The organism is Amycolatopsis sp. NPDC051373 (assembly GCF_040689465.1).
GTDB lineage: Bacteria > Actinomycetota > Actinomycetes > Mycobacteriales > Pseudonocardiaceae > Amycolatopsis.
In genome coordinates, this window is record NZ_JBFBAE010000012.1 from 210,715 (window position 1) to 234,773 (window position 24,059).

Annotated in this window: 24 protein-coding genes; 6 read left to right on the forward strand and 18 right to left on the reverse strand. The window is 68.2% G+C overall.

The features are described 5' to 3' along the window. Window positions 1-55 precede the first annotated feature (55 nt). Window positions 56-643 carry a TetR family transcriptional regulator gene (locus AB0383_RS23900; protein ID WP_366188574.1) on the reverse strand — a complete coding sequence of 196 codons (588 nt, stop codon included), beginning with the start codon at window positions 641-643 and terminating at the stop codon, window positions 56-58. 335 nt (window positions 644-978) lie between these two features. On the opposite strand from AB0383_RS23900, the gene AB0383_RS23905 reads away from it, so the two are divergent. From AB0383_RS23905 to AB0383_RS23920, 4 genes are all read left to right on the forward strand, one after another. Next, entirely contained in the window at window positions 979-1,836 is an 858-nt protein-coding gene (locus tag AB0383_RS23905; RefSeq protein WP_366188575.1) for a zinc-dependent alcohol dehydrogenase family protein, read from the forward strand. A 25-nt stretch (window positions 1,837-1,861) separates the two neighbouring features. Further along, complete coding sequence (locus AB0383_RS23910; protein ID WP_366188576.1) at window positions 1,862-2,605, forward strand: patatin-like phospholipase family protein; 744 nt, start codon at window positions 1,862-1,864, stop codon at window positions 2,603-2,605. A 538-nt stretch (window positions 2,606-3,143) separates the two neighbouring features. After that, window positions 3,144-4,139 carry a DUF3592 domain-containing protein gene (locus AB0383_RS23915; protein ID WP_366188577.1) on the forward strand — a complete coding sequence of 332 codons (996 nt, stop codon included), beginning with the start codon at window positions 3,144-3,146 and terminating at the stop codon, window positions 4,137-4,139. A gap of 104 nt (window positions 4,140-4,243) precedes the next feature. Next, a complete protein-coding gene (locus AB0383_RS23920) occupies window positions 4,244-5,455 on the forward strand; it encodes an SPFH domain-containing protein (RefSeq protein WP_364176537.1) in 1,212 nt (403 codons plus the stop codon). A 223-nt stretch (window positions 5,456-5,678) separates the two neighbouring features. Here AB0383_RS23920 and AB0383_RS23925 read toward each other — a convergent pair whose 3' ends face one another. From AB0383_RS23925 to AB0383_RS23955, 7 genes are all read right to left on the reverse strand, one after another. Further along, window positions 5,679-6,035, reverse strand: coding sequence for a hypothetical protein (locus tag AB0383_RS23925; RefSeq protein ID WP_364176534.1), 357 nt, complete (start codon window positions 6,033-6,035; stop codon window positions 5,679-5,681). A 1,173-nt stretch (window positions 6,036-7,208) separates the two neighbouring features. After that, window positions 7,209-7,706: a DNA-3-methyladenine glycosylase I gene (locus tag AB0383_RS23930; protein WP_366188578.1), complete on the reverse strand. Its 498-nt coding sequence runs from the start codon at window positions 7,704-7,706 to the stop codon at window positions 7,209-7,211. A 123-nt stretch (window positions 7,707-7,829) separates the two neighbouring features. Continuing rightward, the gene (locus tag AB0383_RS23935) at window positions 7,830-8,339 is read right to left on the reverse strand and encodes a hypothetical protein (RefSeq protein WP_366188579.1); all 510 of its coding nucleotides are present in this window, start codon (window positions 8,337-8,339) and stop codon (window positions 7,830-7,832) included. After that, on the reverse strand, window positions 8,327-8,611 hold the full coding sequence (locus tag AB0383_RS23940) for a metal-binding protein (RefSeq protein ID WP_366188580.1): 285 nt from the start codon (window positions 8,609-8,611) through the stop codon (window positions 8,327-8,329). The genes AB0383_RS23935 and AB0383_RS23940 overlap by 13 nt, the downstream gene beginning before the upstream one ends. Beyond that, window positions 8,608-9,342 (reverse strand): 2OG-Fe(II) oxygenase, encoded by a 735-nt coding sequence (locus tag AB0383_RS23945; RefSeq protein ID WP_364176524.1) that lies wholly within the window; start codon window positions 9,340-9,342, stop codon window positions 8,608-8,610. Before AB0383_RS23945 ends, AB0383_RS23940 begins: the two co-directional genes overlap by 4 nt. Then, window positions 9,339-9,953 carry a methylated-DNA--[protein]-cysteine S-methyltransferase gene (locus AB0383_RS23950; RefSeq protein ID WP_364176522.1) on the reverse strand — a complete coding sequence of 205 codons (615 nt, stop codon included), beginning with the start codon at window positions 9,951-9,953 and terminating at the stop codon, window positions 9,339-9,341. The genes AB0383_RS23945 and AB0383_RS23950 overlap by 4 nt, the downstream gene beginning before the upstream one ends. Next, the gene (locus AB0383_RS23955; RefSeq protein WP_364176520.1) at window positions 9,950-10,447 is read right to left on the reverse strand and encodes an RNA polymerase sigma factor; all 498 of its coding nucleotides are present in this window, start codon (window positions 10,445-10,447) and stop codon (window positions 9,950-9,952) included. Before AB0383_RS23955 ends, AB0383_RS23950 begins: the two co-directional genes overlap by 4 nt. Window positions 10,448-11,062: 615 nt before the next feature. Here AB0383_RS23955 and AB0383_RS23960 point away from each other — a divergent pair. Next, window positions 11,063-11,575 (forward strand): SigE family RNA polymerase sigma factor, encoded by a 513-nt coding sequence (locus tag AB0383_RS23960; RefSeq protein WP_364177054.1) that lies wholly within the window; start codon window positions 11,063-11,065, stop codon window positions 11,573-11,575. Next, window positions 11,572-12,126: a hypothetical protein gene (locus AB0383_RS23965; RefSeq protein ID WP_364176517.1), complete on the forward strand. Its 555-nt coding sequence runs from the start codon at window positions 11,572-11,574 to the stop codon at window positions 12,124-12,126. Before AB0383_RS23960 ends, AB0383_RS23965 begins: the two co-directional genes overlap by 4 nt. 298 nt (window positions 12,127-12,424) lie before the next feature. Here AB0383_RS23965 and AB0383_RS23970 read toward each other — a convergent pair whose 3' ends face one another. From AB0383_RS23970 to AB0383_RS24015, 10 genes are all read right to left on the reverse strand, one after another. Continuing rightward, entirely contained in the window at window positions 12,425-13,837 is a 1,413-nt protein-coding gene (locus AB0383_RS23970) for an MFS transporter (protein ID WP_364176514.1), read from the reverse strand. Window positions 13,838-14,052: 215 nt separating this feature from the next. Further along, window positions 14,053-15,054, reverse strand: a complete 1,002-nt coding sequence (locus AB0383_RS23975) for an AraC family transcriptional regulator (RefSeq protein ID WP_364176511.1) — start codon at window positions 15,052-15,054, stop codon at window positions 14,053-14,055. Window positions 15,055-15,207: 153 nt separating this feature from the next. Beyond that, the gene (locus tag AB0383_RS23980) at window positions 15,208-16,917 is read right to left on the reverse strand and encodes a carboxylesterase family protein (RefSeq protein ID WP_366188634.1); all 1,710 of its coding nucleotides are present in this window, start codon (window positions 16,915-16,917) and stop codon (window positions 15,208-15,210) included. Further along, entirely contained in the window at window positions 16,893-17,855 is a 963-nt protein-coding gene (locus AB0383_RS23985) for a PDR/VanB family oxidoreductase (RefSeq protein WP_364176505.1), read from the reverse strand. The genes AB0383_RS23980 and AB0383_RS23985 overlap by 25 nt, the downstream gene beginning before the upstream one ends. A gap of 79 nt (window positions 17,856-17,934) precedes the next feature. Next, entirely contained in the window at window positions 17,935-18,552 is a 618-nt protein-coding gene (locus AB0383_RS23990) for a nuclear transport factor 2 family protein (protein WP_366188581.1), read from the reverse strand. 19 nt (window positions 18,553-18,571) lie between these two features. Beyond that, window positions 18,572-19,816 carry a cytochrome P450 gene (locus AB0383_RS23995; RefSeq protein WP_364176499.1) on the reverse strand — a complete coding sequence of 415 codons (1,245 nt, stop codon included), beginning with the start codon at window positions 19,814-19,816 and terminating at the stop codon, window positions 18,572-18,574. A gap of 364 nt (window positions 19,817-20,180) precedes the next feature. Then, window positions 20,181-21,395 carry an acyl-CoA dehydrogenase family protein gene (locus AB0383_RS24000; RefSeq protein WP_366188582.1) on the reverse strand — a complete coding sequence of 405 codons (1,215 nt, stop codon included), beginning with the start codon at window positions 21,393-21,395 and terminating at the stop codon, window positions 20,181-20,183. A gap of 185 nt (window positions 21,396-21,580) precedes the next feature. Then, on the reverse strand, window positions 21,581-22,504 hold the full coding sequence (locus AB0383_RS24005; RefSeq protein ID WP_366188583.1) for a VOC family protein: 924 nt from the start codon (window positions 22,502-22,504) through the stop codon (window positions 21,581-21,583). A gap of 25 nt (window positions 22,505-22,529) precedes the next feature. Further along, window positions 22,530-23,375, reverse strand: coding sequence for a fumarylacetoacetate hydrolase family protein (locus AB0383_RS24010; protein WP_366188584.1), 846 nt, complete (start codon window positions 23,373-23,375; stop codon window positions 22,530-22,532). Further along, window positions 23,372-24,055, reverse strand: a complete 684-nt coding sequence (locus tag AB0383_RS24015; protein ID WP_366188585.1) for a 3,4-dihydroxy-2-butanone-4-phosphate synthase — start codon at window positions 24,053-24,055, stop codon at window positions 23,372-23,374. The genes AB0383_RS24010 and AB0383_RS24015 overlap by 4 nt, the downstream gene beginning before the upstream one ends. Window positions 24,056-24,059: the final 4 nt, after the last annotated feature.

A 24,059-nucleotide genomic window follows, 5' to 3' on the forward strand; every position in this document is an offset into this window, starting at 1 on the left:
ACCGACCGACATAATTAAGGTGCCTCGTCAGGGTGATTCACCTGGACCCGCGATGTCAGTCGCGGACCGCGGTGAGAGCGCGGGCTCGGGCGACCACGGTGTCGCGGATCGCGTTGAACGGCTCGGGGCTGCGCAGTGCGCGCGAGGTCACCATTGCTCCTTCGACACCCGCCACGGTCGCGTGCGACAGCTCCCGGGCGTCGGCAGCCTCGGCGCCGAGCACCATGAGTTGAAGCGCGAGGGTCTCGGTCATGAGGACGAAGGCCCGCCGGCTGGCAGCGCCGAGTTCCTCTGAAGTCTCCCCGACCTCGAGCACCAGTGGCGCGATGGTGCAACCGCGCCCGTAACCGCTGGTCAGCATACCTTCACGAGCCAGCTCGACGTAGGCCCGAACCAGGTCCTCGGCCGACGTGGCCTCGCCGGCGAGCTGGTTGATCAGGTCGACCTGCTCGCGGGTGTGCGCCTCGGCCGCTTCGGCGGCCATCTGAACCTTGCCCTGGGGAAAGTGGTAGTAGACCGATCCGCGGGGGGACGCGCTGCGCTCGACCACGTCGGACAGGGCCATGGAGTGGTAGCCGTGTTCGCGGATGAGCTGGCGGGCGGCCCCGATCATGCGCCGCTTGGTGTCTGACCGTCTGACCATGCGGCGAGTGTACCGCGATTGCCTGTATGACGCCCGACATATATAGTCGCTCTCAGCGCTATGCCGGTCGACATAACACGGCCGCCTGCAGGCGATCCCGTCCGGAGCCGCTGCTCGCCATCCCGGACCGCACTCGCGTCGGCCAGTCAGATCCGGATCAGCCCAGTTTCACGAGGAGCCACACCATGAGCCGTGCCGTCCGCTTCCACCAGATCGGCGGTCCTGAAGTACTGCAGCTCGACGACGTGCCCGAGCCGAAGCCGGGTGCCGGCGAAGTCCTGATCCACGCCCGCGCATGAGGGCTCAACCGAGCGGATTCGCTGTTCCGCCAAGGAATGTACAGTGTCGCCCCGGTCGTCCCGGGCGGCATGGGTTTCGAGGTCGCAGGGCTGATCGCGGCCATCGGCGACGGAGTCGGCGAGGTTCACGTCGGCCAAGCCGTCAGCGTGTTGCCCGGCTTCAACCTGCTCGACTACCCGATGCACGGTGAAGCGGTTCTCGCACCCGTCCACGCCGTCGTGGCCCACCCCGAAGAGCTCTCCTTCGAGCAGGCGGCCTCGACGTGGATGCAGTACATCACCGCCTACGGCGGTCTGGTGGAGATCGCGAACACGCGACCCGGGGACACCGTGCTGATCTCGGCCGCGTCCAGCAGCGTCGGTCTCGCGGCCATTCAGATCGCCCGGCGGGCGGGCGCGAAAGCCGTCACGCTGACCCGTACCGGCGCAAAGCGGCGACAACTGCTGGACGCCGGAGCCGACGTGGTGATCGCGACCGCCGAGGAGGACGTCGTCGCGCGGATTCGAGAGCTGACCGAAGAGCGGGGCGCGAGGGTCATCTTCGACCCGGTCGGCGGCGCCGCCCTCGCGACCTTGATCGAGGCCGCCGCCCAGGACGCGGTCCTCGTCATCTACGGCGTGCTCGATTTCACCCCGGCGACCGTGAACGTGATGGACGTGCTGCTCAAGCGGCTCACCATTCGTGGTTTCGGGGTCGCGGAGCTCGCGTCGGACAGCCTGCGTCTGGCCCCCGCGGTGGACTACGTCCGGAACGGCATCGTCGACGGCGACCTCGTCCCCGTCATCGACAAGGTGTTCCCGCTGGAGGACTACGCCGACGCGCACCGTTACCTGGAGCGCAATGGCCAGGTCGGCAAGATCGTTGTCGCCGTCGACGGCCGCACGGACGGCTGATGAGACACTCCCCCGTGGCGTCGGCGTGGTTTTGTCCGAAGTGGACCAGGCGGACCGCCAGGTCCACGTCGGCACCGTGCACAAACGAAAGGGTCTTCCTCGAATGATTGAAAGTCGACGACCGGGTTCTTCTCCGAGGAGAGCATTGGTTCTGGGTGGCGGCGGACCCGTTGGCGCATCGTGGGAGGCAGCTCTGCTTCTCGCACTCGGCGCGGCAGGATTCTCGGCCGCCGATGCCGATGTCGTCCTGGGAACGTCGGCCGGCTCGATCGTCGGCGCTTGGCTGACGATGCGCCCGGAAGGCCTCGCCGGGCTGCCCGACCGGATGCGCGCACGAGCGGCCTGGCACGCCGACCGCGCGGCGAACGGTCGCAGCGACCGCGAGAAGCTGACGCGCCTCATGACCAAGAGGTCCGATGCGGGCGCACCTTCGATGGTGGCCATGGCCCAGGCCGCGGTCGAAGCGGAGCCGCCTCTCTCGGCCGGCGAGGCCGAAGAACTGTGGAAACCGGGATCACCCGAAGGCTCGTGGCCGCGAAACCTGGCGATGGCGACGGTGAACGTCAGCACCGGCGAGGCACACGCGTGGTCGACCGACGATCACCTCCCGGTAGCAGTCGGCATCGCGTGCTCCACCGCGGCTCCGGGCGTCGCACCGGCCGTCGACGTGGCCGGTGCCGTCTGGGTCGACGGCGGAGTGCGCTCCGCCACCAACGCCGACCTGATCGTCGATCTTCATCGAACGTCACGTCGATGCCGTTGTAGTTGAGCAACCGTGTGAGCTCTCCGAGCCTGTCCTCCTTCATCAGCATGAAATCGTCATACGCCGCACGAGCGCGAGATTGCTCCATCGTCCGCAAAGGACCCGGCTGTGTCGGAATATAGGGAAACCAGCAACCGAGTTCCATCATGAGGTGCCGACCCTTTCAATCCTCGCAAATCGGGCGATCCGCTGACAAGCTGTCCACGCTGGACTGCGGCGCCTCGAGCAACGCCTTGTCTCGACTGACTTCCGCCGACTTGTCGATACGGTGCGACCACCGCTCCCTCGATCACGGGCAAGTCGCCGACCTTACCCGGCCACGAAGGTGATTCGTAGCCGCGTGAGCCGGCCGCGAACCGGTAGTTCGCCGCGGGAAGCCGTTCGGATGTAGCGCCGGCAACACCTGGCCAGAGCCGTGCCGGCCAAGGTGGCGCGAGGTTGGGCCAGAACGCCGGACGGGCCCGTTCGGTTGCCTTCGCCGGCAGTGTTTTCGATCGCAGAGAATTCCTGGTGGAGCTGTATTTCTCGGTCGTATCCTCTGCTGATGGATCTGGGGATGACCGGCGCGGGTGAGCCCCCGCGCCAAGAAGACGACGAACCTCTCTTAGCCCGCACCGGGCGGCTGCCGAAGCCGGACCCGGTGACCTTGGACCGAGCCGTCCGGGTGCGCATTCGCCAAGCCGCCGGGGCCGTGGCGCTGTGGGTGCCCGCGCGAGTGGTCGCGGTGGCGAACGACGCGCGAGGTGGGCCCTACATCGTCGTGGACTACTCGGCGCCGGGCCTCGAAGGCGGGATCAGGCGCGACTCCCAGATCCGGTACTACGTCGGCGAAATCTTGACGGCGTACTACGACCCAGCCGATCCGTCGCACGTGCGCACCGCGGACGAGCCCAACGGCGACGACTCCTGGGGCTCGATCGTCGTGGTCGTCCTCGAGTTGGGCGCGTTCTCCTGGGTCGTCGCGTACACGGTGGTCTTGGTCCGGCGCCGGCGGATCGCGCGCCGCTCCGGATGGCAATCGGTCAAGCTCGCGGCGCTCGGCCACGGGTCGTTCTTCCTGAACCGCGCCGGCCGAGACCGGAAGTCGGTCCGCATCGTCGCGGCAGTCCGCAGCCACTATTCGTTCCTCACGGCGGCGCCCACCCGCGCGTGGCTCTCCGGCGAGGTTGAGCGTCTGGGTGCCGGTGGTGCCGCACGACCCTTGGGGCAAGGGCCCGTACGCCATCCCGCTCAGCCGCTTTCACGGCAACAACCCGCCGCCACGGGGACGCCGCCGATGACCACGCACGAGGACTGCCGCCGCGGGCGAATCCGGCGCCGGGGTGGTGTGGTTCTGCCCTGGTGGCCGGTATGCCGCCGTGGGACACTTGACGTTGATCGTTCCATGGTGCCGCACCGGTGCCGCCGGCTCTGGACTTCGGCAAGTGGGACACCACGCCCGAATTGTCCGGAGGTGTCGGGTAATGTACGCCGATCGATCGCCGGAAGGGCAAACCGGCGTGCTGCTCATCGGCACCCGCGGGCCGGCGGGACCGGGTGAGGTCCTGCTCCGGATCCGCGGAGGCACCGAGACCTACCGGGCCTATTCCGAGGTACCGCTCGCGAAGGGCACGACCGTCCTCGTCGTCGAGTCCCTCCCCCATCGTGCCGTCGAGGTCATCGCCTGGACGGATCCCTTCACCAGCAATTAGGAGAACGACGATGTTCGGTTATCGCGTGCCCGCGCCCGACGAGGCGATGCTCATTTCCGGCGGGAAGAGCAATGGCACAGGGGGAGCGCCGTTCCGGGTGGTCACCGGGCACGGCGCGTTCGTAATGCCGTTCTTCCGGAAAGTGCGGTTCCTGACGCTGAGCATGTCCGAAGCCGAGGTATCGGAAACCTGTGTGACGAAGCAGGCCATCGCGCTCAACGTCCGTGCGGTCATCGCGTTCAAGGTGGGCAATGACACCGAGAGCATCGTGAACGCCGGTCAGCGATTCCTGTCCGACCAGGAGCAGATGTCGATCCTGACCGGCCGGATCTTCGCCGGCCACCTGCGTTCGATCGTCGGCTCGATGACCGTCGAGGAAATCGTGACCGAGCGGCAGAAGCTCGCGACCGAAGTCCTCGACGGGTCGGCCGCGGAAATGGCGAAGATCGGCTTGACGATCGACTCCTTGCAGATCCAGTCGATCGACGACATGAAACTCGGCTACATCGCCGCGATGGCCGCACCGCACAACGCCGCCATCCAGCGCGAGGCCCAGATCGCGCAAGCTCGCGCCGACCAGGCCGCGGCCGAGGCGGCACAAGAATCGCAGCGGCGGCAGGCGGAGTACGCGCGGCAGACCTCGGTCGTGCAGGCGCAGTACAAGGCCGAAATCGACCGGGCCCAAGCCGAGGCAGCGCAGGCCGGGCCACTGGCGCAGGCCACGGCCCAGCAAGAGGTGATCGACGCCAGGACCGTACTGGCGCAACGGGAAGCTTTGTTGCGCCAGCAACAGCTGGTGGCAGAGGTCGTCAAGCCCGCCGAGGCGCAGGCCGAGCAGGTGCGGATCATGGCGCGGGCGGACGCCGAGGCGACGGAGGTCACGGCCGCGGCCGCCGCGTCCCACAACCGGGTCGCGCTCGACCGATTGCTCATCGAGCAGCTGCCGCAGATCGTGAAGGAAGCAGCCGCGGGCCTCAGCGGCGCGAACGTCACCGTCCTCAATGGAGCCGACGGACTCGGTCAGGTCGCCGCCGGGCTCGTCGGTCAGGGGCTGGCGATCCTCGAATCCGTGAAGAAGAGTGTCACCGACTCCGGCACGCAGCGGCCGGCGGTGGCGGAGAACGCACCTGCCGAGCGGGAGAACAACCACACTTTGACGAGCTGACGACACCAGCACCGGTGACCCGGCGGCGGCCTGGCCGGATCATGATTCCGGCCAGGCCGTTCGGGAGGCCGACGACCCGGCCACGGGGGCCGATGTCGAACACGCGGATCACGTCGACACCTCGGCTGGGCGGCCCGCGTCACGTCAGCTTCGAGAGGTCTTTGACAGCAGCCACCGTCAGCACTCGCACGAGGCGAGGCGCGGCGCGGCCAACGCAGCGCGATCATGCGCACGGCCAGCCCCCACAATCGGTCTGAACGGCGGATTTCTCTGTCATGGGCCGCGGAATTCCCTCTCCGATGCGGATGTCCCAGCCGAATCCGAACAGGGCACCGTTGTTCGGATTGCTGATCCGGACGGCGACGCCGTGGGCCGCGGCATGGGCGTGGAGAGCATCGAGCAGGATGCGACGCGAGTTCACGCCAACCCACGCAGTCGCCGCGGAGGTCGGGGAGAGCGTTCCGTCGGCAAGCTCGAACGCGATGCCGTGTTTGCGCCCATACGTTCCCAGCCCGATCAGAAGCGTTGCGGCGACCTCGTCCGCGGCGGTGATGCGGGCACCCCAGCGTTTGATCGTCACGGCGCTGAGGTCGTTCGCGGCCCGCCACCACCGCTGCCTCCGCTGAACCCCCAGAAGGTGCCCGAGATGCCCGAGGTGACGGAGTTAAAGTTGTCGCGCACCGCCGTCGGCAGCCTGCGGCGTCCGTGATGCGCTGCATTGGCGGACACCACCCTGTATCGCATCGCGACACCTCTGACCCACTACGCCCTTTGCCGGCGCACCCCAGTCGGTTTGCCCGAGCTCCCTGCCGAGCATCGGCGAGAACGGCGCCTGACGCGTTAGGTGCCGTTCTCCGCAGTGCGATCAACGGGTCGGCTGGGTCACCGGCTGTGCCGTGCCGCTCCCCTCCGCGCCGTCGATGAGCTGAAAGCACGGGGGCCCTGGCCGGCGCACGATGCGTCCGTGACCGTGCGCCGGCCAGGTTTCCACCACAGCGAGCCCGAGCCCTCGACATCTCGGCCTCGCTCCCAGTAACCGGGACCATCGGACCCGGCGGCGGCCCGTGTTGCGCGACAGCTGACGGTCTGGCACCGGCCGGTGTTCGTCTGGGCGAAACAAGATAGCTCTGCGGCGGGACCGGCGTCGTGGGCCGGCCGACATTCCTGCAGGGCGGCCGCGGGGTCGGTAAACCCTCGGGAGCGCTCAGGTACGCAGAACTCCATCAGACGCCTCAAAGATGAACGCGAGATGAACGAATGGGGCATCGTCGTGCCCGACCGGACAAGGGGTCCGCGTTACCGACGTATGACGGAAGTTCGAGCTGTCAAACTGCCGACCGCGAACTGAAAGCTGCCCGACCTGAGGAAATTCGATGAGCGGCCGCACCATCTCCCCGCCACACGCGAGCAAATGATTCACAGATCGACGTCGCAGTACGTCTCCCAGCTGGCGAGCGAACCGGGATGGGACATCGACCGCAGTATCACCACCGGCGACTGGTCGACCGCAGAGTGGCGCGATGGCCTCGCAAAAAAACGAGAGTCCGTGCTCGCGGTATGCCCGAATCTTCGACGGCGTTGGATTCGTGAGTTTTTTGCCAAGTGGCACGCAGAACTTCGTGCGAAGGAGGCGTCAGAACCCGCAGGTTCCTTCTTCATGAGATCCAGTTGCGTCGGGAGCCAGAGATAGCAGTCAGCATCCGGCGCGCGATCCCGAAAATCAGCAGGACAGCCCGGAACCTGCGCAGCAGCCTCACACGGGCCAGATTCCCGAACTGCCCCGCCGGTGCGAGCCGAGCAGATGGGTGTCGACGATGCCGATCGCCTCCATGAGCGCGTACATGGTGGTCGGTCCGACGAACGCGAACCCGCGCCGGCGCAGCTCGTTCGACAAGGCGACCGATTCGGCGGACTTCGTGGGGATCTCCTCGAACCGTGCGGGGCGAGGAGTGTCCGCCGGCCGGAACGACCACACCAGGTCGGCGAGGCCCGTTTCCTCGCGCAGAGCAATCGTGGCGCGGGCGTTGGCGATGGTCGCCTCGATCTTCCGCCGGTTGCGCACGATCCCGGCGTCGGCCATCAGCCGTTCGACGTCGGTCTCGGTGTAACCGACGACCGTGTCCGGGACGAAGCCGTCGAACGCCGCGCGGAAGGCGGGGCGTTTGCGGAGGATCGTCGCCCACGACAGGCCCGCCTGGAAGCCTTCGAGACTGATGCGCTCGTAGACGCCGTGCTCGTCGGTGACGGGCATGCCCCACTCAGGTGTCGTAGTAGTCGCGAAGTAGCGGGTCCGCGGCCGCCCACGCGGGCCGGGCGAGCCCGTCGTCCCCGACGACGACGCCGCGGTCCGCTTCGGCGGGGTTCGTCGCCTGCGTCATGCGTTCACCTGTCGAAACCGGTCGTGCACCACGCGCCACAAAGCGCCGTCCGCGGTGGTCCCGGCCAGGCCGTCCAGATGGGCGAGGCCGACGAGCGCGAGGGTGCGCGGATCGCCGATTCCGGCAGTCGCCAGCGTGCGGTCCGGGCTCCAGCAGGTCGACCACAAGAGGCGCCGGGTCATCTGTGCCCAGCCGGTCACCGGTCCGGTCATGATCCACAGATCAGGGTCCGCGGCCGCGAATCGTGAGGCAGGGCGCAGCCAGGACGCCGCGGTCTCGGGCCAGGTGACCGTGCCGAGGGTCCGGCCGCCGGCGCGGTCCCACGCGGATTCGACCAAGCGTGCGGTCGCGAGCGCGCGGGCAGTGCGGCCGGAGCCGACCGCGATGTCGCGGGCGCCGCGGCCGCGGGCGAGCCGGACGATGGTCTCAACTTCGGCGTCGGTGGCGATCAGGTCCGTGTCGTGAGTCGCGGGCCTCGTCAGCAAGGGGCTGGTCAGAGCTTCCATGTTTCGCCGTTCTCCCGGGCGGTCTTCCGTTTCCGGTGGCGGTCCTCGCAGCACGTCCCGCGGGGGCGGAAACCTGCCGCGGCCGCCTCGTCGACGAAGAAGACACGATCCGTGACGTAGCCGCCGCCGGCGATCGCGCGCAGCGCGCACGGGCAGTCGAGCCGCCCGTAGATCTTCGCTTTGCGGTGGCCGCCCCACGCTCCCTTGACCGACGGCCGGTACGGAGGGCCGTCCGGTCCGAGCAGGGTGCAGGTCTTCGCCTCGTCGATCATGCTGCGTCGTGGAAGACGAGCGCGAGGGTGTGCCGTTCGCCCGATCTGATGGCGGACACTCCGTGCCGGACCGGTGCGGCCGACCAGCCGCGGGCGGATTCGACCGGCCGGTCACGAGTGGTGAACAGATAGCCGTGACCGTGCGGCAGCAGGGTGGCCGTACCCCGGGACTGGGCGCGAGGACGCTGTTCCAGCAGCAGGAATTCCCCACCGGTGTGGTCCACGCCCGGCTCGTTGAGGTTGATCACGACCTGCAGCGGGAACACCAGGTCGCCGTACAGGTCACGGTGGAGGGCGTTCCAGTCCTTCTCGGCGTAGCGGAGCAGGATCGCCGTGGACTTCGCCTGGCCTGCGTCGTGGCACATCCGGAGCCACTCGTCGAGCGTGTCCGGCCAGGGCGCGGGCCGGCCCAGCTTCGTCCACCAGTCGCGGGCGATGGGCAGAAGGCGCGGGTACAACGCCTGCTTGAGCCGCTCGACCGGCTCCGGGTACGGCGCGTGGAAGTACCGGTACTCGCCCCGGCCGAAGCGATGCCGGCCCATGTCGACGGTGCTGCGGAACAGGTCGTCCCGCTCGTAGAGCCCTCTGATCTCCTCGGTCTCCTCCGGGGCCAGCAGCCGGGGCAGCAGCGCCCCGCCGTACTCGTTGACCTCGGCGGTGATCGCCGTCCAGTCTCCCGACTCGACCCGGTCACGCCAGCGGTCGCCGGTCTTACGCCGTGCAGTGCTCATGCCGCCTCCAGCTTCAGCAGTGCCGTCTTGGCTTCGAGCCCGCCGATGTACCCACCGAGCGTGCCGTCGGAACGCAGCACGCGGTGGCAAGGGACGACGATCGGCAACGGATTGGTCGCGCAGGCGGTGCCGACCGCGCGGACGGCCTTCGGGTTGCCGACGAGCTCGGCCATGTCCCGGTAGCTGCGGGTCTGGCCATAGCCGATCTCGGGCAGATGCGTCTGCACGAGCCGCCGGAATCCGCGCGACAGGGACAGGTCCAGCGGCACGTCGAAGGCCTGGCGGACTTTGGCGAAATACTCGTCGATCTCGCGTGCGACCGCGTCCAGCCGTTTCGGCGCGCGCAGGATGCGCGAGCTCAGCTTCTGGCCGAGGACTTCCAGCACCCGGTCGTGGTCCTCGCTGGCGAAGGCCACGCGGACCACACCCGCCGGCGTCGCGGCGAGCAGCAGCTTGCCCACCGGCGAGTCGACGGTGGAGTACGCGACATCGAGCAGGCCGGCCAGCTCGGCCTCCTTCGCCAACCGACGGTGCAGCCGATCGAGAAGATCGGCGTCCACGGACGTCGACAGCAGCGCGACCGTGTCGTCATCGTTGCGAATGTCGTTCATGAGGATGCTCCTCTCGTGATCACGCCCGGACGTTTCTTTCTGAGGTTCTTGAGCCCGTCGGCAGCGGCTCTGCGCGCCGCGTCGACGGAACCGCCGAGAATCTCCGCGATCTCGGCGTACGCCAAACCGCCGACGTAGCGATACGCCACGGCCTGACGCTGTTTCGCCGGCAGACCACTCACCGCGGCCCAGAGGTCGTGATCCTCCAGATCGGGAACGCCCAGCGTCGTCGGCTCCTCCGGAACCTCCTCGACCGGCAGCGGATTCCGCTTCGCCGCACGCAGCAGATCGATGGCCTTGCGGTGCGCGATCGTCACGAGCCACGCCTCGACGTTCGCCGTCTCCGGCAGGTCCGGATAGGCGCGCATGGCGGAAAGGAAGGTCTCCGACCACGCGTCGTCCGCATCGTGCGGCCCGAGGACGACCCGGCAGACCCGCACCACGGTTGCGCCGTGCCGCGCGACTATTTGCTCGAAAGGCAGCTGCATGTCCATCCCACCGAAGACGATTTCGAGGTAGCCGCTGTGAGATCGCCGGTCACGACGAGCGTCCCACACGGACCCACACACAACGGGTTCGCGCCGGCAGCCTCCCCAGCCTCTCGCGCGAGGCCGCGGCCGCCCCGCAGCGGATCCGCCGAAGCACCCGCCTCCGGGCCGAACGTCTCCGGCGAAGGCCGGCTGACCTGACGGCTGAAAAACAGGCCGGTGACAGCCCCACCCCGGGCTACCAGCGTGACCGGTCCGCGCCCCGCCTCGACGACGTGTCGCATGCTCATTTGTGCCCTCCTCTCCTCCGCCCCGTAGACGACCGCCGCGCACAAAACGTGAGATGGCCTCTTTCAGTGATCGACGCCGAAACTCGCTCGCGTTCGTCCCTGGTGAGCACGACGAGGCTGGACCTGCAGCCGGTCCAGCGCGGCCGCGCTGGACCGGCTGCCCCGCCAGCGGGCGGCCGGTGTGCTCGCTGCGCGGCGGCCAGGATTTTGGCGAGGAAGACTCGACGGGCGTCGGCGGTCCCCTATGGACCTGCGTTGATCACGAGATTCGGTGTGGTGATCGTGCAACGGTCCGCCTGCGCGGTCTCGTATGTAGGGGGAGGAAGGGGTGATCGTGGCGGATCGGTGGGAGTTGAGCCAGGTTGTGCGGGAGCGCGCCGGGGTGTGGCGCCGGGAGGCGTTCCTGATGTGCGGAGACTGGGCGCTGGCCGAGGACCTGGTGCAGACGGCGTTGCTGCGCCTGCACACACGCTGGCAGCGCATCGACCCCAGTGGTGTCGATGCCTACGCGCGCCGCGTGATCTCGCGGCTGGCGATCGACGAGTCCCGGCGCCCGTACCGGCGCGCGGAGCTGCGGGCCGACCTGCCGGACGCCCCCGTCACCGGCGCTGATCAGGCAGGAATTCTCGACGTCCGCGCCGCGCTGGCCAAGGTGCCGGCGCGGCAGCGAGCGGTCCTGGTGCTGCGCTACTTCAGCGACTTGACCAGCACCGACGTTGCGAAGGTACTGCGCATTTCCGAAGGCACCGTGCGATCTCAGGCCGCGCGAGGCCTGACCACACTCCGGCAGTTGCTGTGTGAGGCCGCCACCGCGGCCGAAACACCAGAGGGGAGCACACGATGACCACCGGCGACAGGGAACTGCTGATTCGCGCGCTCGGCACCGACGAACCGCCGATGAGACTCGATCTGGACGCACTGGAAGCGCGCGGGCACGCCCGCCGGCGTACGCGCGCCCTGACCGCCGTCACCGCGGCCGTGGCCGGCGTGGCCGCGGTCTCCGGTGGAGTAACCGTGCTGGGCGGGCACAGCGCTGTGGATGCTGCAGCACCGGGCAGCCTCCTGGCTCCGACCAATCGGGAGATCGGCTACTGCTACCGCAGCGCCGACATCACCAGCAGCGCCCCGAACCAGCACGTGGGGATCGGCATCGGCGGCCGGAACGGACCCGTCGACGTCACCGGCGACATCATGCAGATCTGCAGCGACAACTGGAAGTCGAACAGGCTTGACTACCAGCCCCGCCAACCGGGTGTCACCGACTACCCGGTTCCCCCGCTCGTCGCTTGCGTGCTCAACGCGCACGCCGTGACCGCGGCAGAAGGCGCGGTCGGCGTCTTCCCCGGGGACGCAAGCACCTGCGCCGAACTGGGCCTGCCGGTCGCGCAGCTGTGAATCGGTTCGCAGCTGCGCGACCGATGGTGCGGATGTTTGCGCAGTTGGCATCGACATCACCCTGCCGTGGCCGGTCCACGAGTCCGCAGCTCGTCCTGATCAGCCAGGTCGAGTCCCATGATCGCTCCGACGCTCAACGGACACGGCACTCGTCGAGCGCCAGAGGGAAACTCATCCTTGATCCCGCCGTCGCAGTAGTGCAGGTCGGTGTGGCACCCCCACACACCTGCACCTGCACCTGCACCACGACTATCGTCTCGACCGATACCGGTTCGCCCTCCTTCACCGCCCGGAACCGTTAGAGGGCACCTTGAACCGGAGTAGATGGTCCATCCGCGGCTGGAGCTGACAGCCCACGCCGCTGCTCCCTGCCCAGCCTGCCGATCGCCAGCACGCACAGTCCGCCGACGACAAGCGGACCCGCGAACACCACCATCAACGTCTGCGGTGACCAGCCCTCGTCGAGGAGCGATCCGGCGAACAGCGGAGCGACGATGGCACCCAGCCGGCCCATCGTGGCGGCCCAGCCGACCGCCGTGGTGCGGACGGAGGGTGCGTAGAGCTCCGGTGCGATCGTGTATAGGCCCGCCACGGCAGCGTTGATGGTCACGCCCACCGCCGCTGCGGCGACGAAGGCGCCGCCCGCGCTGCCCAGAGACAAGCCCATGACGACGAAGGACGCTGCGGCCGCGACAAAGGACAGCACGGTGAGCGGCCTCGGTCCCACACGTAACGCGAGCACGCTGAACAGCAGCGTGGCGGCGATTCCGCCGACGTTCAGCAGCATGCCCCCACTGATGCCTTGCTGCGCGGAGAAACCGCTGCGCTGCAGCAAGGTGGGCGTCCAGCTGCTCGCGAAGTAGAAGCACGCCACGCTGATGAAGAACGCCACCCACAGCAGAAGCGAGCGCGCGCCTGCCCGGCCACGGAGGACCCCGCCGGCTACGCCCGCCGACCCATCGCCGCGTTGGGCGAGATGGGTAACGGGGTCCCGCCCCATCCGGGCAAGGGTCCGGTTGATGCGCTGAAGCGCACCACGCGGGCGGCGAATCTCCAGGTGTTCCAACGACTCCGGCAACAGCGCAAAACTCACCGCCTGCAGCGCCACGGTGAGGAGCGCACCCGCGACGAAGATGCCCCGCCAGCCGTAGTGGCTGCCGATCAACGTCGCCACGAAACCGCCGACCACGCCGCCCAGCGGCAACCCGGCCGTGTACAGCGCGACCGCACTACCCCGGCGACGAGCCGGGACGAATTCGGAGACGAGCACAGGAAGACTCGCGACCAGCCCGCCGATCGCCAACCCGGCCAAACCCCTGCAGAAGGCCAACTCACCGGCGTTGCGGGTTGCGGCGCTCAGCGCCATCGCCACCGTCGTCGCGGCAAGGCACGCAAGGATCAGCGGCCGGCGGCCGATGCGGTCGGCCAACGGCGCGATCACCGCGGACCCCGCTGCCATACCGAACGGGCAGGCGCTCAGCAGCATTCCAACCGAGGCATTGTTCAGCCCCCAGTCCCTGGCCACTCCAGGAGCGGCGAAGGACATCATAAGGATGTCGAATCCCTCGACCACGCACAGGGCGGTGCACAGCAGCACGACCGCAACCTGGAACCGGCTCATCGGCGATCTGTCGATCAACTCACGGACAACCACAGCGATCACACCTTCGGGATCAATGGTTCGGACGAATGCCATGTACGGGAAATCCACGGCGCGTTGAGGCAGCCCTCCGCGGAATCTCCGAGGTCGGACAGCGCTTTGCTATACAGAGAGTGGCGGCCCGGTTCCGCCGGACCCTACGCACGCTGGTCACGCGCGGAGGCCAGAGCCGTATGATTTCACACAAACAGTAAGATACGGAAAGTACACTTATATATTGATTTCATCTGCGAATAGTGAGTTCGGGCCGACCGAAAGGGCGCCAGTCACCGACGGCGCAGGGTGTCCGACGGACACTCCCCATGGGCGCGGTGGTACTGCGCGGCAAACCGCCCGAGGTTGAGGAACCCCCACCGGTGAGCGATGTCGGCCACGGTGGCGCCGTCACCCGGCTGCGCGGCGACCAACTCCTCGCGGACCCGTCGAAGCCGCACACTGAGAATGAATGCGCCAGGAGTGGTGCCGATTTCCTCGCGAAAACCCATTTGCAAAGTACGCACGCTGACGCCGACGGACGCCGCCAGGCTCGCGGGTGTGAAACAACTCTCCGGCCGCGACTCGACCAGCTCGACAGCCTCCCGCACCGCAGTTCGAGCGACGGGCTGGCGGACACCCCCGGTCAGTTGAACACGAAAGTCCGGCTGATTCATCAGCAGAGTGAGCATCGCCTGCTCTCGCACTCGCGTCCTGATCGCCCCCGGCCATACGCTCGCACCGGCGAGCTGGGCCGTCGTCGACCGGATCAGGTGGGCGACTCCGTGCAGCCCCGCCACGCCGTTCGAGTCCGCCACCATCGGGTCAAGGCGGAATTCCAAGTCGTCGTGGCCGGTGAGCATCCGGGCGAAGGAACTGAGTGCCTCGGCCTCGATGCGCATCATCGCCAACCGCAGGCCGGGACTCCATTGCAGCACCATGGGGGCATGAGGGCTGATCACCGCCGCCGTCCGGCCGGCCACGGCGTCGAACCGGTCGCCGGCATGGTCGACGCGCACCGCCCCCCGCACGGGCATCAACGTGTCGATGTAGCCTTGCATGGGCGGCGCGGTGACAGTGACACCTGCCGCGTAGCTCAGGTGGTAAAGAGCGACCGGGCCGAGGGAGACGCCACGGATCCGCGCGTGAAGCCCGCCCCTCCCCACCCTCAGGCGATGCGGCGAGAGCAGTCGGGTACCACGGATCTCGGCCTCTTCGGCCGAACGCGTCTGCACGAGAACCCTGCCGATGCCCGCGTCCTCGACATCGGCCATCGGGATGACCGGTCCGGACATCGCGATCACCTCCTCCGCACCACGCCCCCTCAACACTGCGCCACCAACATCGAAAAGTCCGATGATTTTCAATATTAGCTCGCCCTGGTGCGCACGACAACTTCAGCTCAGCCACGATCACCTCCGTCCGGCCGCACAGCCCTGCTCCGGCACTCAAGCAGTCGTCGCTGCTGCCCGACGAGTGAGCGCGTCCCAGAAATCACTGTGGTGCCGTTGACCGAATGAGTTCACCATCCCCGATTCCGGAGTTGTCAAAATCATCGCGTTGTCGGCTCCGTGCTCGTACGGGGCCCAGATCGGCCCGCCTGCGATTCCGGCATCCGGCTCGCCACATCGCGCGAACCCTGTCCAGAACGCGACCATGTGCCGCGCCAGTCGTTGCTGCGGCTTCGTCAGCTCCCGAGGCGTCCCTCCCCCACCGTGAAAGCCGCGAAACAGGTACTGGAGCTCTTGAGTGTGACCAGAGCCGTAGGGGAACGACACCTCAGGCCACGAGACAGGCGAGTCCGGAACGTCCCACTCGTAGAAGTAGACCTCAGGGACGAACTCCGCGATGACACGCGTGGTACGCCGACCGCCGGCGCTGATCAACCCGCAGTCCCCGACGATCGCGGCGACGGCGCTTGCCGGGCTGGGATATGCCGCACAGGGATAGCGGTCGAGGATCTCCGGCAGTGCGTCGTCCGGAACCGTCGTGCCCAGCACGGGGACCTGCGCGAGGGCCGCCAGCGCAGCCGCCACGGCATGCGGGTATTCGTCAGCCGAAATCACGTGCCCGGTGTGCAATTCCATCATCGCCTGGAACCAGGTGAACTCGTTCCGGTTGACGCCGTTGATCACCGGTACCCGGTTGAATCGACCGGTGCTGAACAGCTCCGACATCCGCTCCGGAATGACAGAGCCGTCCGCGACCAGTCCGATGTGATATTTCCCCACTCCGAGGATCTGTTCCGCCATCGCGTCGGCATCGAGCAGCTCTCGCGTGGTGAGGGCACGAAGCCCGTCCGGGGTCTGTGCGGCGCACCCGGCCGCCGCGGCCAAGCCCTCACCGACGTGCGCCAGGGACTCGATGCTCGGCGTTGCCATCAGGGCTGTCGGCCCACAGCTCTGCAGGATGGCGCGGTGGAAGAGCTCTGCCGATCCCGGCGAGGCAATGTGCGCGAGAACGCTGATCGCGCCGGCGGACTCGCCGAAAATCGTCACGTTTCCAGGGTCGCCACCGAATTGTGCGATGTTGCGCCGGACCCAGCGCAGCGCCAGCTGCTGGTCCATGATTCCGTAATTCCCGGCGGGGTGCCCTTCCGAGTTGATCGCCGGGTGGGAAAAGAAGCCGAAGACATTCAACCGGTAGTTGACCGAAACGACCACAACACTTCCGTCGACAACCAGCGAATGCGGCTCGTAACCGGTGCTTCCTCCGCAGTAAAGACCGCCGCCCGGAAACCACACCATGACCGGCAGCACCTGCTCCCGATCTTGGCGGTCCGGCGTGAAAACGTTGAGGTAGAGACAGTCTTCCGTCTCGCTGAAGTGCCCGAATCCCGGCAGGCCGGTGCTGTCCTGGGCGCAGACGGCACCGAAACTCGTCGCGTCGCGCACTTCGGTCCACGGCACGGGGGCGACGGGTGGGCGCCATCGCCGATCGCCGGTCGGTGGCATTGCGTACGGGACCCCCAGGAACCGGCGAACCCCATCGGCGCATGTTCCGCGAACCGGTCCGTCAGTCGTGGAGACAACTGCTGTCGTCCCGCTGTCCTCAACCATCTCGGGTTCTCCCGTTCTCCGACGTTTCTGTTGCCGCGTCAGGCGCGGATCGGGTGGGTGATGCGTCGCCCCGTTCAGAGATCGAGTACCAGGCGGCATGACCGAGCTCGGGACACGCACACGATGATGCGGTCGTTCGCAGCTCGCTCCTCAGGCGACAGCACCGAGTCACGGTGATCCGGCTCCCCGGCGAGCACTGCCGTCTCGCAGGTTCCGCACGTGCCCTCCTCGCAGGAGGTCATGACGTTGACGCCGGAATCCCACAAGACGTCAAGGAGCCGGCGATCGGCCGGGACTTCCACTTCGCCGCCGGTGACAGCGAGTTCCACCGTGAAATCGTGATCCTCTGAAGCCTGCTCGCCAGGAACCGGAACCGGGGTGAATCGTTCGACGCGCAGTGCGCGGCCTGACTGCGCGGAGCAGCTTTGCGCGAACGCGGCCAGGAGCGTCTCGGGGCCGCAGCAGTACACCGGCCAGGCGCTGGGGGTGTCCTCGAGGATCTCGTCAATCCGCAGCGGCCCCTCCTCGTCCTTCGGAAGGATCGTGACCCGTTCGTCGCGAGCGAGCTCGCCACAGTAAGCCATGCTCGCGCGGCGGCGGCCGCAGTAGTAGAGCCGAAAATCTGTGTTCGCGTCACGAGCTGCCTCGATCATCGGCAGCAGCGGGGTGATCCCGATCCCACCGGCGACGAACACATAGCCAGGCGCGTCCTCGAGGACGAAGTGATTGCGCGGCCCACGAAGCACCACGACGTCGCCGACGCCGACCGTGTCGTGGACCTGCCGCGACCCGCCCCTCCCGTCGTCGTCCCGCCGGACGGCGATCCGATACTGACTGGCGTCGGCGAGCGGCCCGCACAGGGAGTACTGCCGGACGAGCCCGTCGCCGAGCACAAGGTCGATGTGCGCTCCAGGCGCCCAGGCCGGGAGAGCGGCGCCGTCGCGACGCCGCAAGCTCAGCTCGACCACACCCTCGGCAACGCTTCGCCGACCGGCGACCACCGCTTCGAATTCGATTTGTTTGCTTCCGTCGACCATGCCACCTTGTCGTGTCGTGCTTGCCATCAGCGTCCTTTCCCCGGTGTGTCCACACACACGGCTGGAGCGTCCATCGCCATCACCGGGCCGGCGATGCGGCCGAATCGACCCATGCGGACAGGGAGTGGTAGAACTCTGCGACGGGCTCCGGCCGGTCGACGCCGTACAGGTCGCCCCAGATCGTGTAGCCGTGGTCGGCGAGGTGGTAACCGAGGAACCGGCAGGGAGCACGGAACGTCGAGAGCAGGGCCCGGTCGAGATCGGGGACCTCGCCGGGCATCACCGGGGTCAGGGTGTCGCGCTCGTAGATCACGTCCAGCGCCACTATCCGCCAGGTGTCCGAGGTTTTCTCGAGGCGGTACACGAGACGGGTGAAGGACGCCAGATCCGCCTCCACGCCGCCGATGACGTCACGGAACTCGATGCTCGCAGGCACTTCGGCGACCGCCCGGGTACCGGAGAGCGAGGTCACCGGCGGGGCGAGCCGGTGGGTGGCCTGCTGGCCCCGCGCAGCCATCTCCTCCGATTGCTTCACGAAATCCGCACCGGTGCCCTGGAACCAGCTCAGTCGGATGGACGCCTCGGGGTGGATGCAATCGCGCATCCGGCCCCACTGGCCGCGATCGCGTGCCCGCCGTTCAAGCAGCACTCTCCGGGCCACAGCGCTGAGCCCGTGATCGGCCTCGGTCATCGTCATACCTCGTTTCGTACGTCGGTCAGGCGGTTCGGCTCGTGCTCGTCGGCGCGCGGCCGGTGCTCCGGTGCGCCCGGAGTGGGAGGCTGCCGAGCGCGCGGAGCGCGTTGTTGAGGCTCGGAGCCGGTGTGCCGGCCAGGTCCCAGCGCTGTACCCGTCGGGCGAGGGCCTGCAGCAAGGCTTCCGCCTCCAGCCGGGCGACCATCTGGCCCGCGCAGTTGTGGATCCCGGCGCCGAACCCCGCGTGCCCGGCCGCGTTGCGGGTGATGTCGAAATCGTCGGGGTCCGTCCAGCGCGACGGGTCGCGGTTCGCACCGGCGAAGAAGACCATCACCTTTCGCTCGCCCGGGATGGTCGTCCCGGCCAGCTCGGTGTCCGCGGTTGTCGTCCGGAAGAACGCGATCACCGGGGAGTCGACCCGCACGACCTCGTCGAAAGCCGCACGGGCCAGCGAGGGTTGTGCGCGCAACCGGTCCCACTGATCGGGGTGTTGAGCGAAGCGCAGCAAGGCGAACCCGAGTGCGCTGACCGTGGTGTCGACCCCGGCCGTGAGGAACGACCGGACCAGCAGCCCCGCATCGGCCTCGGTGATCGTGCCCTCGTCCGCCGCCCGGAAGATGTCGGGGCCGAACCCGCTCGCCCCGAGACCGCGCCGCGAGCAGGCGCGCTCGACCCAGCCGGCGAGCCTCTCGGCGTCGCGCATAGCAGCGGTGAAGCGAGCGTTGCGGGGTCCGAGCGCGTTGAAGGAGACCCCGCCGTACGGAAGCAGGTTCTCACGGCCGTCGGCGGGGAGCCCGAGGGAGTCCGGGAACACCTTGAGAACGAACGGCCGCACCAGGTCCTGGACCGCGTCCACCTCGGCGACGTCACCGGTGAGGACGCGGTCCACCAGCAACTCGGCTTCCCGGGCGAAGCGCTCGGTGAGGTCGCGCAGCGCGCGCGGCGAGAGGATCCGCGCCAAGACTCGCCGGTTCGTCGTGTGAATCGGCGGATCGACCTCGAGGATCAGGCTCGGTGAGCGCCAGGGGTCTTCCCGGAGCAGATCCGAGTAGCCGACGCCCGCGGCGTTGGAGAAGTCCGTGGGCTGCCGCAGGACTGACGTGACCTGTTCGTGGCGGGCAACGCCCCAGACACCGTAGCGCCGCAGATAAAAGACCTCACCAAGATCGCGCAGCTCGGCCAGCGCCGGGAACGGGTCGGTGAGGAACTCATCGGAGAACGGATCGATGTCCGTGACGGCGCAGTCCGCCGGGTCGCCGTCGTGCATGGCTGAACCTCCTTGTCCGGTGTTGCAGGTGTTCGTGTCCAGCCGGCGCATCTGCCGGATCCCTCCGGCTCAGACGTCGGTGGAAGCCAGGACGAATGCGGCACCGCGGACGGCGCGTGAGTACCGCCCCGCGCCGATGACCGTGCAGGCGAACGGCGACGGCGGGCCGATGATCAGAAGCACTCCGGTGGTTGGCGCGCATCCCGAGGTGAGGATCACCGAGTTTCGCAGGACGCAGGCTCCACCTGTCGAACAGGACACCGACCCCGGCTACAGCAGGCCGGCCGAGCCTGCCGAACGCCTTCGGCACCGCGTGGCCGACGAAAAGCATTCCGAGCGCGACACACAGATGACCGTGACCGCCTCAGACGAGCGGGCTGACGCCGCTGGTGAAGCCGAGCAGCGCGCGCCCGTACACTTCCGCGCTGATCTCGGGGTTGGCCACCGCGTGCCGGCTCGCGACCTCGCTGTCGCGCCAGATGCGCTGCATCGGGCTCACCTCCGCGAAACTGGAAGCCCCGTGGGCCGAGACCAGTTCCCGGATCGCCTCGCGCGCGAAAATGATCGCGCGGCCGGTGTCCATGCGGACCCGCGCTCGTGCGGCGTAGTCCGGGAACACGCCGCGGTGTGCGGCTTCGTCGATATCCGCGGCCGCGCGGTAGGCGTGCAGGTGCGCGGAGTCCACAAGAGACGCAGCTTTGGCGACGGCCAGCTGGAAACCAGGGGCGTCGGTCTGCCTGTCGTAATACGTGTACGCGATGCCGCGCTGCGGCGCCTTCCCGAGCACGACGTCCAGTGCGGCCTGGGCGAGTCCGAGCTGCGGCCCGGCCAGGATGATCGCGGCCCCCGGCACGAAGGCGGCTCTGTAGAGCTCCTCGTCGCGGTAGGGGTTGGCCACTTCGCCGTCGATCAGCTTCAGCACGGAGACGTAGCGGTGAGCGGGTACGAAGACGTCGTCCGCAACCAGGGTGTTGCTTCCCGTGCCCTTCATGCCGGCCACGAACCAAGTGTCCTCGATGGACAGTTCGGACATCGGGATGAGAACCATCCCCTGGTCGGCCGGCTGTCCGCTCTCGTCGGCGAGCGGGACCCCGACGAGCGCCCACTGGGAGTGCAGGCACCCGCTGGCCCAGCCCCACCGACCGCTCACCCGGTAGCCACCCGGCACGACCTCGGCCGTGCCGGTCGGGGCGAATACACCGGCGACGCGGTTGGCCGGCCGCTCGGCCCACACGTCCTTCTGAGCCTCTTCGCCCCACAGCCCCGTGAACCACGCACACACGTTCATCAGGCTGGTGGCCCAGGCCGTGGAGCCGCAGCCTCGCGCCAGTTCGCGGGTCACCTCGAGCTTCGTGCGGAAGTCCACCTGCAGGCCGCCGAACCGCTTCGGCCGCATGATCGAGAACAGCTGCGCTTCCTCGATCGCGGAGAGGTTCTCCTCCGGAATCCGGCGCGACTTCTCGGTACGGGCCGCGTTGGTTGTGAGCACCGGGACGAGTTTTGCTGCCCGCTCGACGAGGTCAGCGCGCAGGTCGCGCTCGGCTGCGGTCACGGACGGTCGATCCAGAACGTAGTCCATCACGTCTCCTTGCCTGTGTGCTCATTCGCGACGCTAGCCGCGGCCGGCCCCGGACGGGAGGCCGCTGCGCGAGTCGGACATCATCCGTTCGCGATACGGCCATCCGACCTCCCGGCCCGCGTATGCGCGGGTCAACGCCGCCGATGACGACAGTCGCCGCCCGGTCGCCGCGGCGCCGGGGCACGTCAGCCGGGCGAATGTGCTCCGGTCATGAGCGCCGCCAGGTCGTCCGGGTGCAGGAAGGACGGGGGTGGCGGCGGACCCCAGTTGAACAGGCCGGCCGCGCCCTCGAACGCCTCGGGCTTCCACAGCTGATCTTCGAGGATGCAGTCGAGATCGCTGTAGTACTCCGAGAAGTTGCCCGCCGGATCCTTGAGGTACCAGAAGAAGTTGGACCCCGCGTGGTGGCGACCGAGCCCCCATACGTGCCGTTCCGGATGGTCCTCCAGCATGCGGGTGGCGCCGCGGCCGACCTCGTCGATGTCGTCGACCTGCCACGAGGTGTGGTGCAGAAAGCTCACGGGTGCCTTGAGCAGCAACAGGTTGTGGTGGTCGGTCGAGCAGCGCAGGAACGCCCCGGTGTCCTTGATCAGGTCACTCACCTTGAACCCGATACCGTCGACGAAGAACCGCTGGGACGCAGCGAAGTCGGTGGTCCCGAGCACGACGTGGCCGAGCTTGCGGGGCTTGACCGCGTTCGTGCGCAGCACCCCGTCGGCCCGCGCGCCGGCCCGCTCGATCCGGCCCGGCGCGTTGTAAACGGGTGTCGGGACCTCGGCCTGCCGCAGCCGCGGCATGATCTCGAGCGTGACCTCCACCCCACCGACCGGGTCGATCGCCGTCAGTCGTCCCGGACCACGGCTGACGAGCGCCTCGACACCGCGCAGCCGACTCTCCGCGCGGTCGAGGTCGTCGGGATTGTCGACGCCGACCGTGAACGCCACCAGCCTCCGCATCGCGGACTCGACCAGGCGCAGCTGGTTTCCTCCGTCCACAGTGGAAAACCAGCCGTCGCCGCGGGGAGTGAGCCCGAATTCGGTGTAGTAGGCCGTGGTCTCGGCGAGGTTCGGAACGCCGATGACGACCGCGGCCATCTTGTGCAAAGCCACGTTTCCTGCTCCCTTGCTGTCGTGCCTACGCCCGCCGAGCGGTCATCACGTGCCGCATCTCGCCGATTCCGCGCACGTAGCTGGTCAGCTCGTCGCCAGGCTTGAGGAACCACTTCGGGTTGCGGGCCATGCCCACGCCGGCCGGGGTCCCGGTGAAGATCACGTCGCCTGGGTAGAGTGTCACCACCTGCGACAGGCGGGCAACCAGCTCGGGGATCGAGAACACCATGTCCCGCGTCCGGCCCTTCTGTACCTCGTGGCCGTTGACCGAACACCCCAGCTCGAGGTCGTCGGCGTCGGCGAGCTCGTCCGGGGTGACCAGCCACGGGCCGATCGGCGAGAACCCGGGGAACGACTTCCCGAGCCCGAACTGCGGCACCGGCCCGCTCATCTGCACACTCCGGTCGGACAGGTCCTGGCCGACCGACAAACCGGCGACGTACGACCACGCGTCGGCCACCGGGATCCCGTGACCCTCCTTTCCCACCACCGCGACGAGTTCGACCTCCCAGTCCACTGTGTCACCGCTGAGCGCGACCTCACCGTGCGCGCCGGTGAAGCTGGACACGTACTTGGGGAACACCGTCGGCGAGTCCGGCACCGTGAACGCGGCTTCGGAAGCGTGGTCGGAGTAGTTGAGGCCGATCGCGAACACCTGCTGCGGACTCGGGCACGGCGGGCCCAGCCGAGCCTCGTCCACAGTGAACACGGCGTCGGCGGAATGGTGTTGTTCGAGCGCGCGCAGCTTGTCCCAAACGCCGAAGAGATCGTTGACGGCAGAGGGCAGTTCCCCGCCGCTTGCCCGGTTGACGTCGACCACGCCTCCGGGCACCGCCAGCACAGCACGGCCGTCGAGATTGCCGATTTTCATGGGAGTCCTCTCTTCAGAGCCGCGGGAACGTGTTCGTCGACCGCGGCCAGTTCGTATTCCACGACGTCCGTCAGCGAGAGGCGCGCCAGCCCGTGCACAGTCGCGAATTCAGTGGCTTCGAGGCCGTCGCACATCCGAGTCTGGTCCATCGTGCTGACCACGTCGGCCAGCACGGCCACCGGCGCGAGACCGGCGATCTCGGCCAGTCGGATCGCGGCCTCGGCCCGGGCCGGCCGCTCCAGCACGCGTCCGTCGGCCGCCCGGAGCGGGATCAGGTGCCCAGGACGCACCAGATCGTCCGGAGTGGTCGCACCCTCGGCGACCAGCTTCGCGCCACGAGCCCGGTCACGCGCCGAGATTCCCGTCGTCGTACCCTCCGCGGCGTCGAACGCCACGCAGTAGTCGGGCGTCGAGCTTCCGGTGCGCGCACACATCGGCGGGAGCTTCAGCTGCGCGCACCGCGCTGCGGGAAGCGCGACGCACACGAACCCCGAGCTGTGCTCGATCAGGAACGCCATCGTCCGCGTTGACGCCTTTGCGGCGGCGAAGACCAGAATCCCGACCCCACCGGCGAGGTCATCCTCCAGGACGATCGCGCGTCCCCGCGCCAGCTCGGCGACGGCACCGCGCACCCGGTCTCGGATCGAGTCAGCCGCTCTGCGCTGCTCCACCACCGTCATGCGG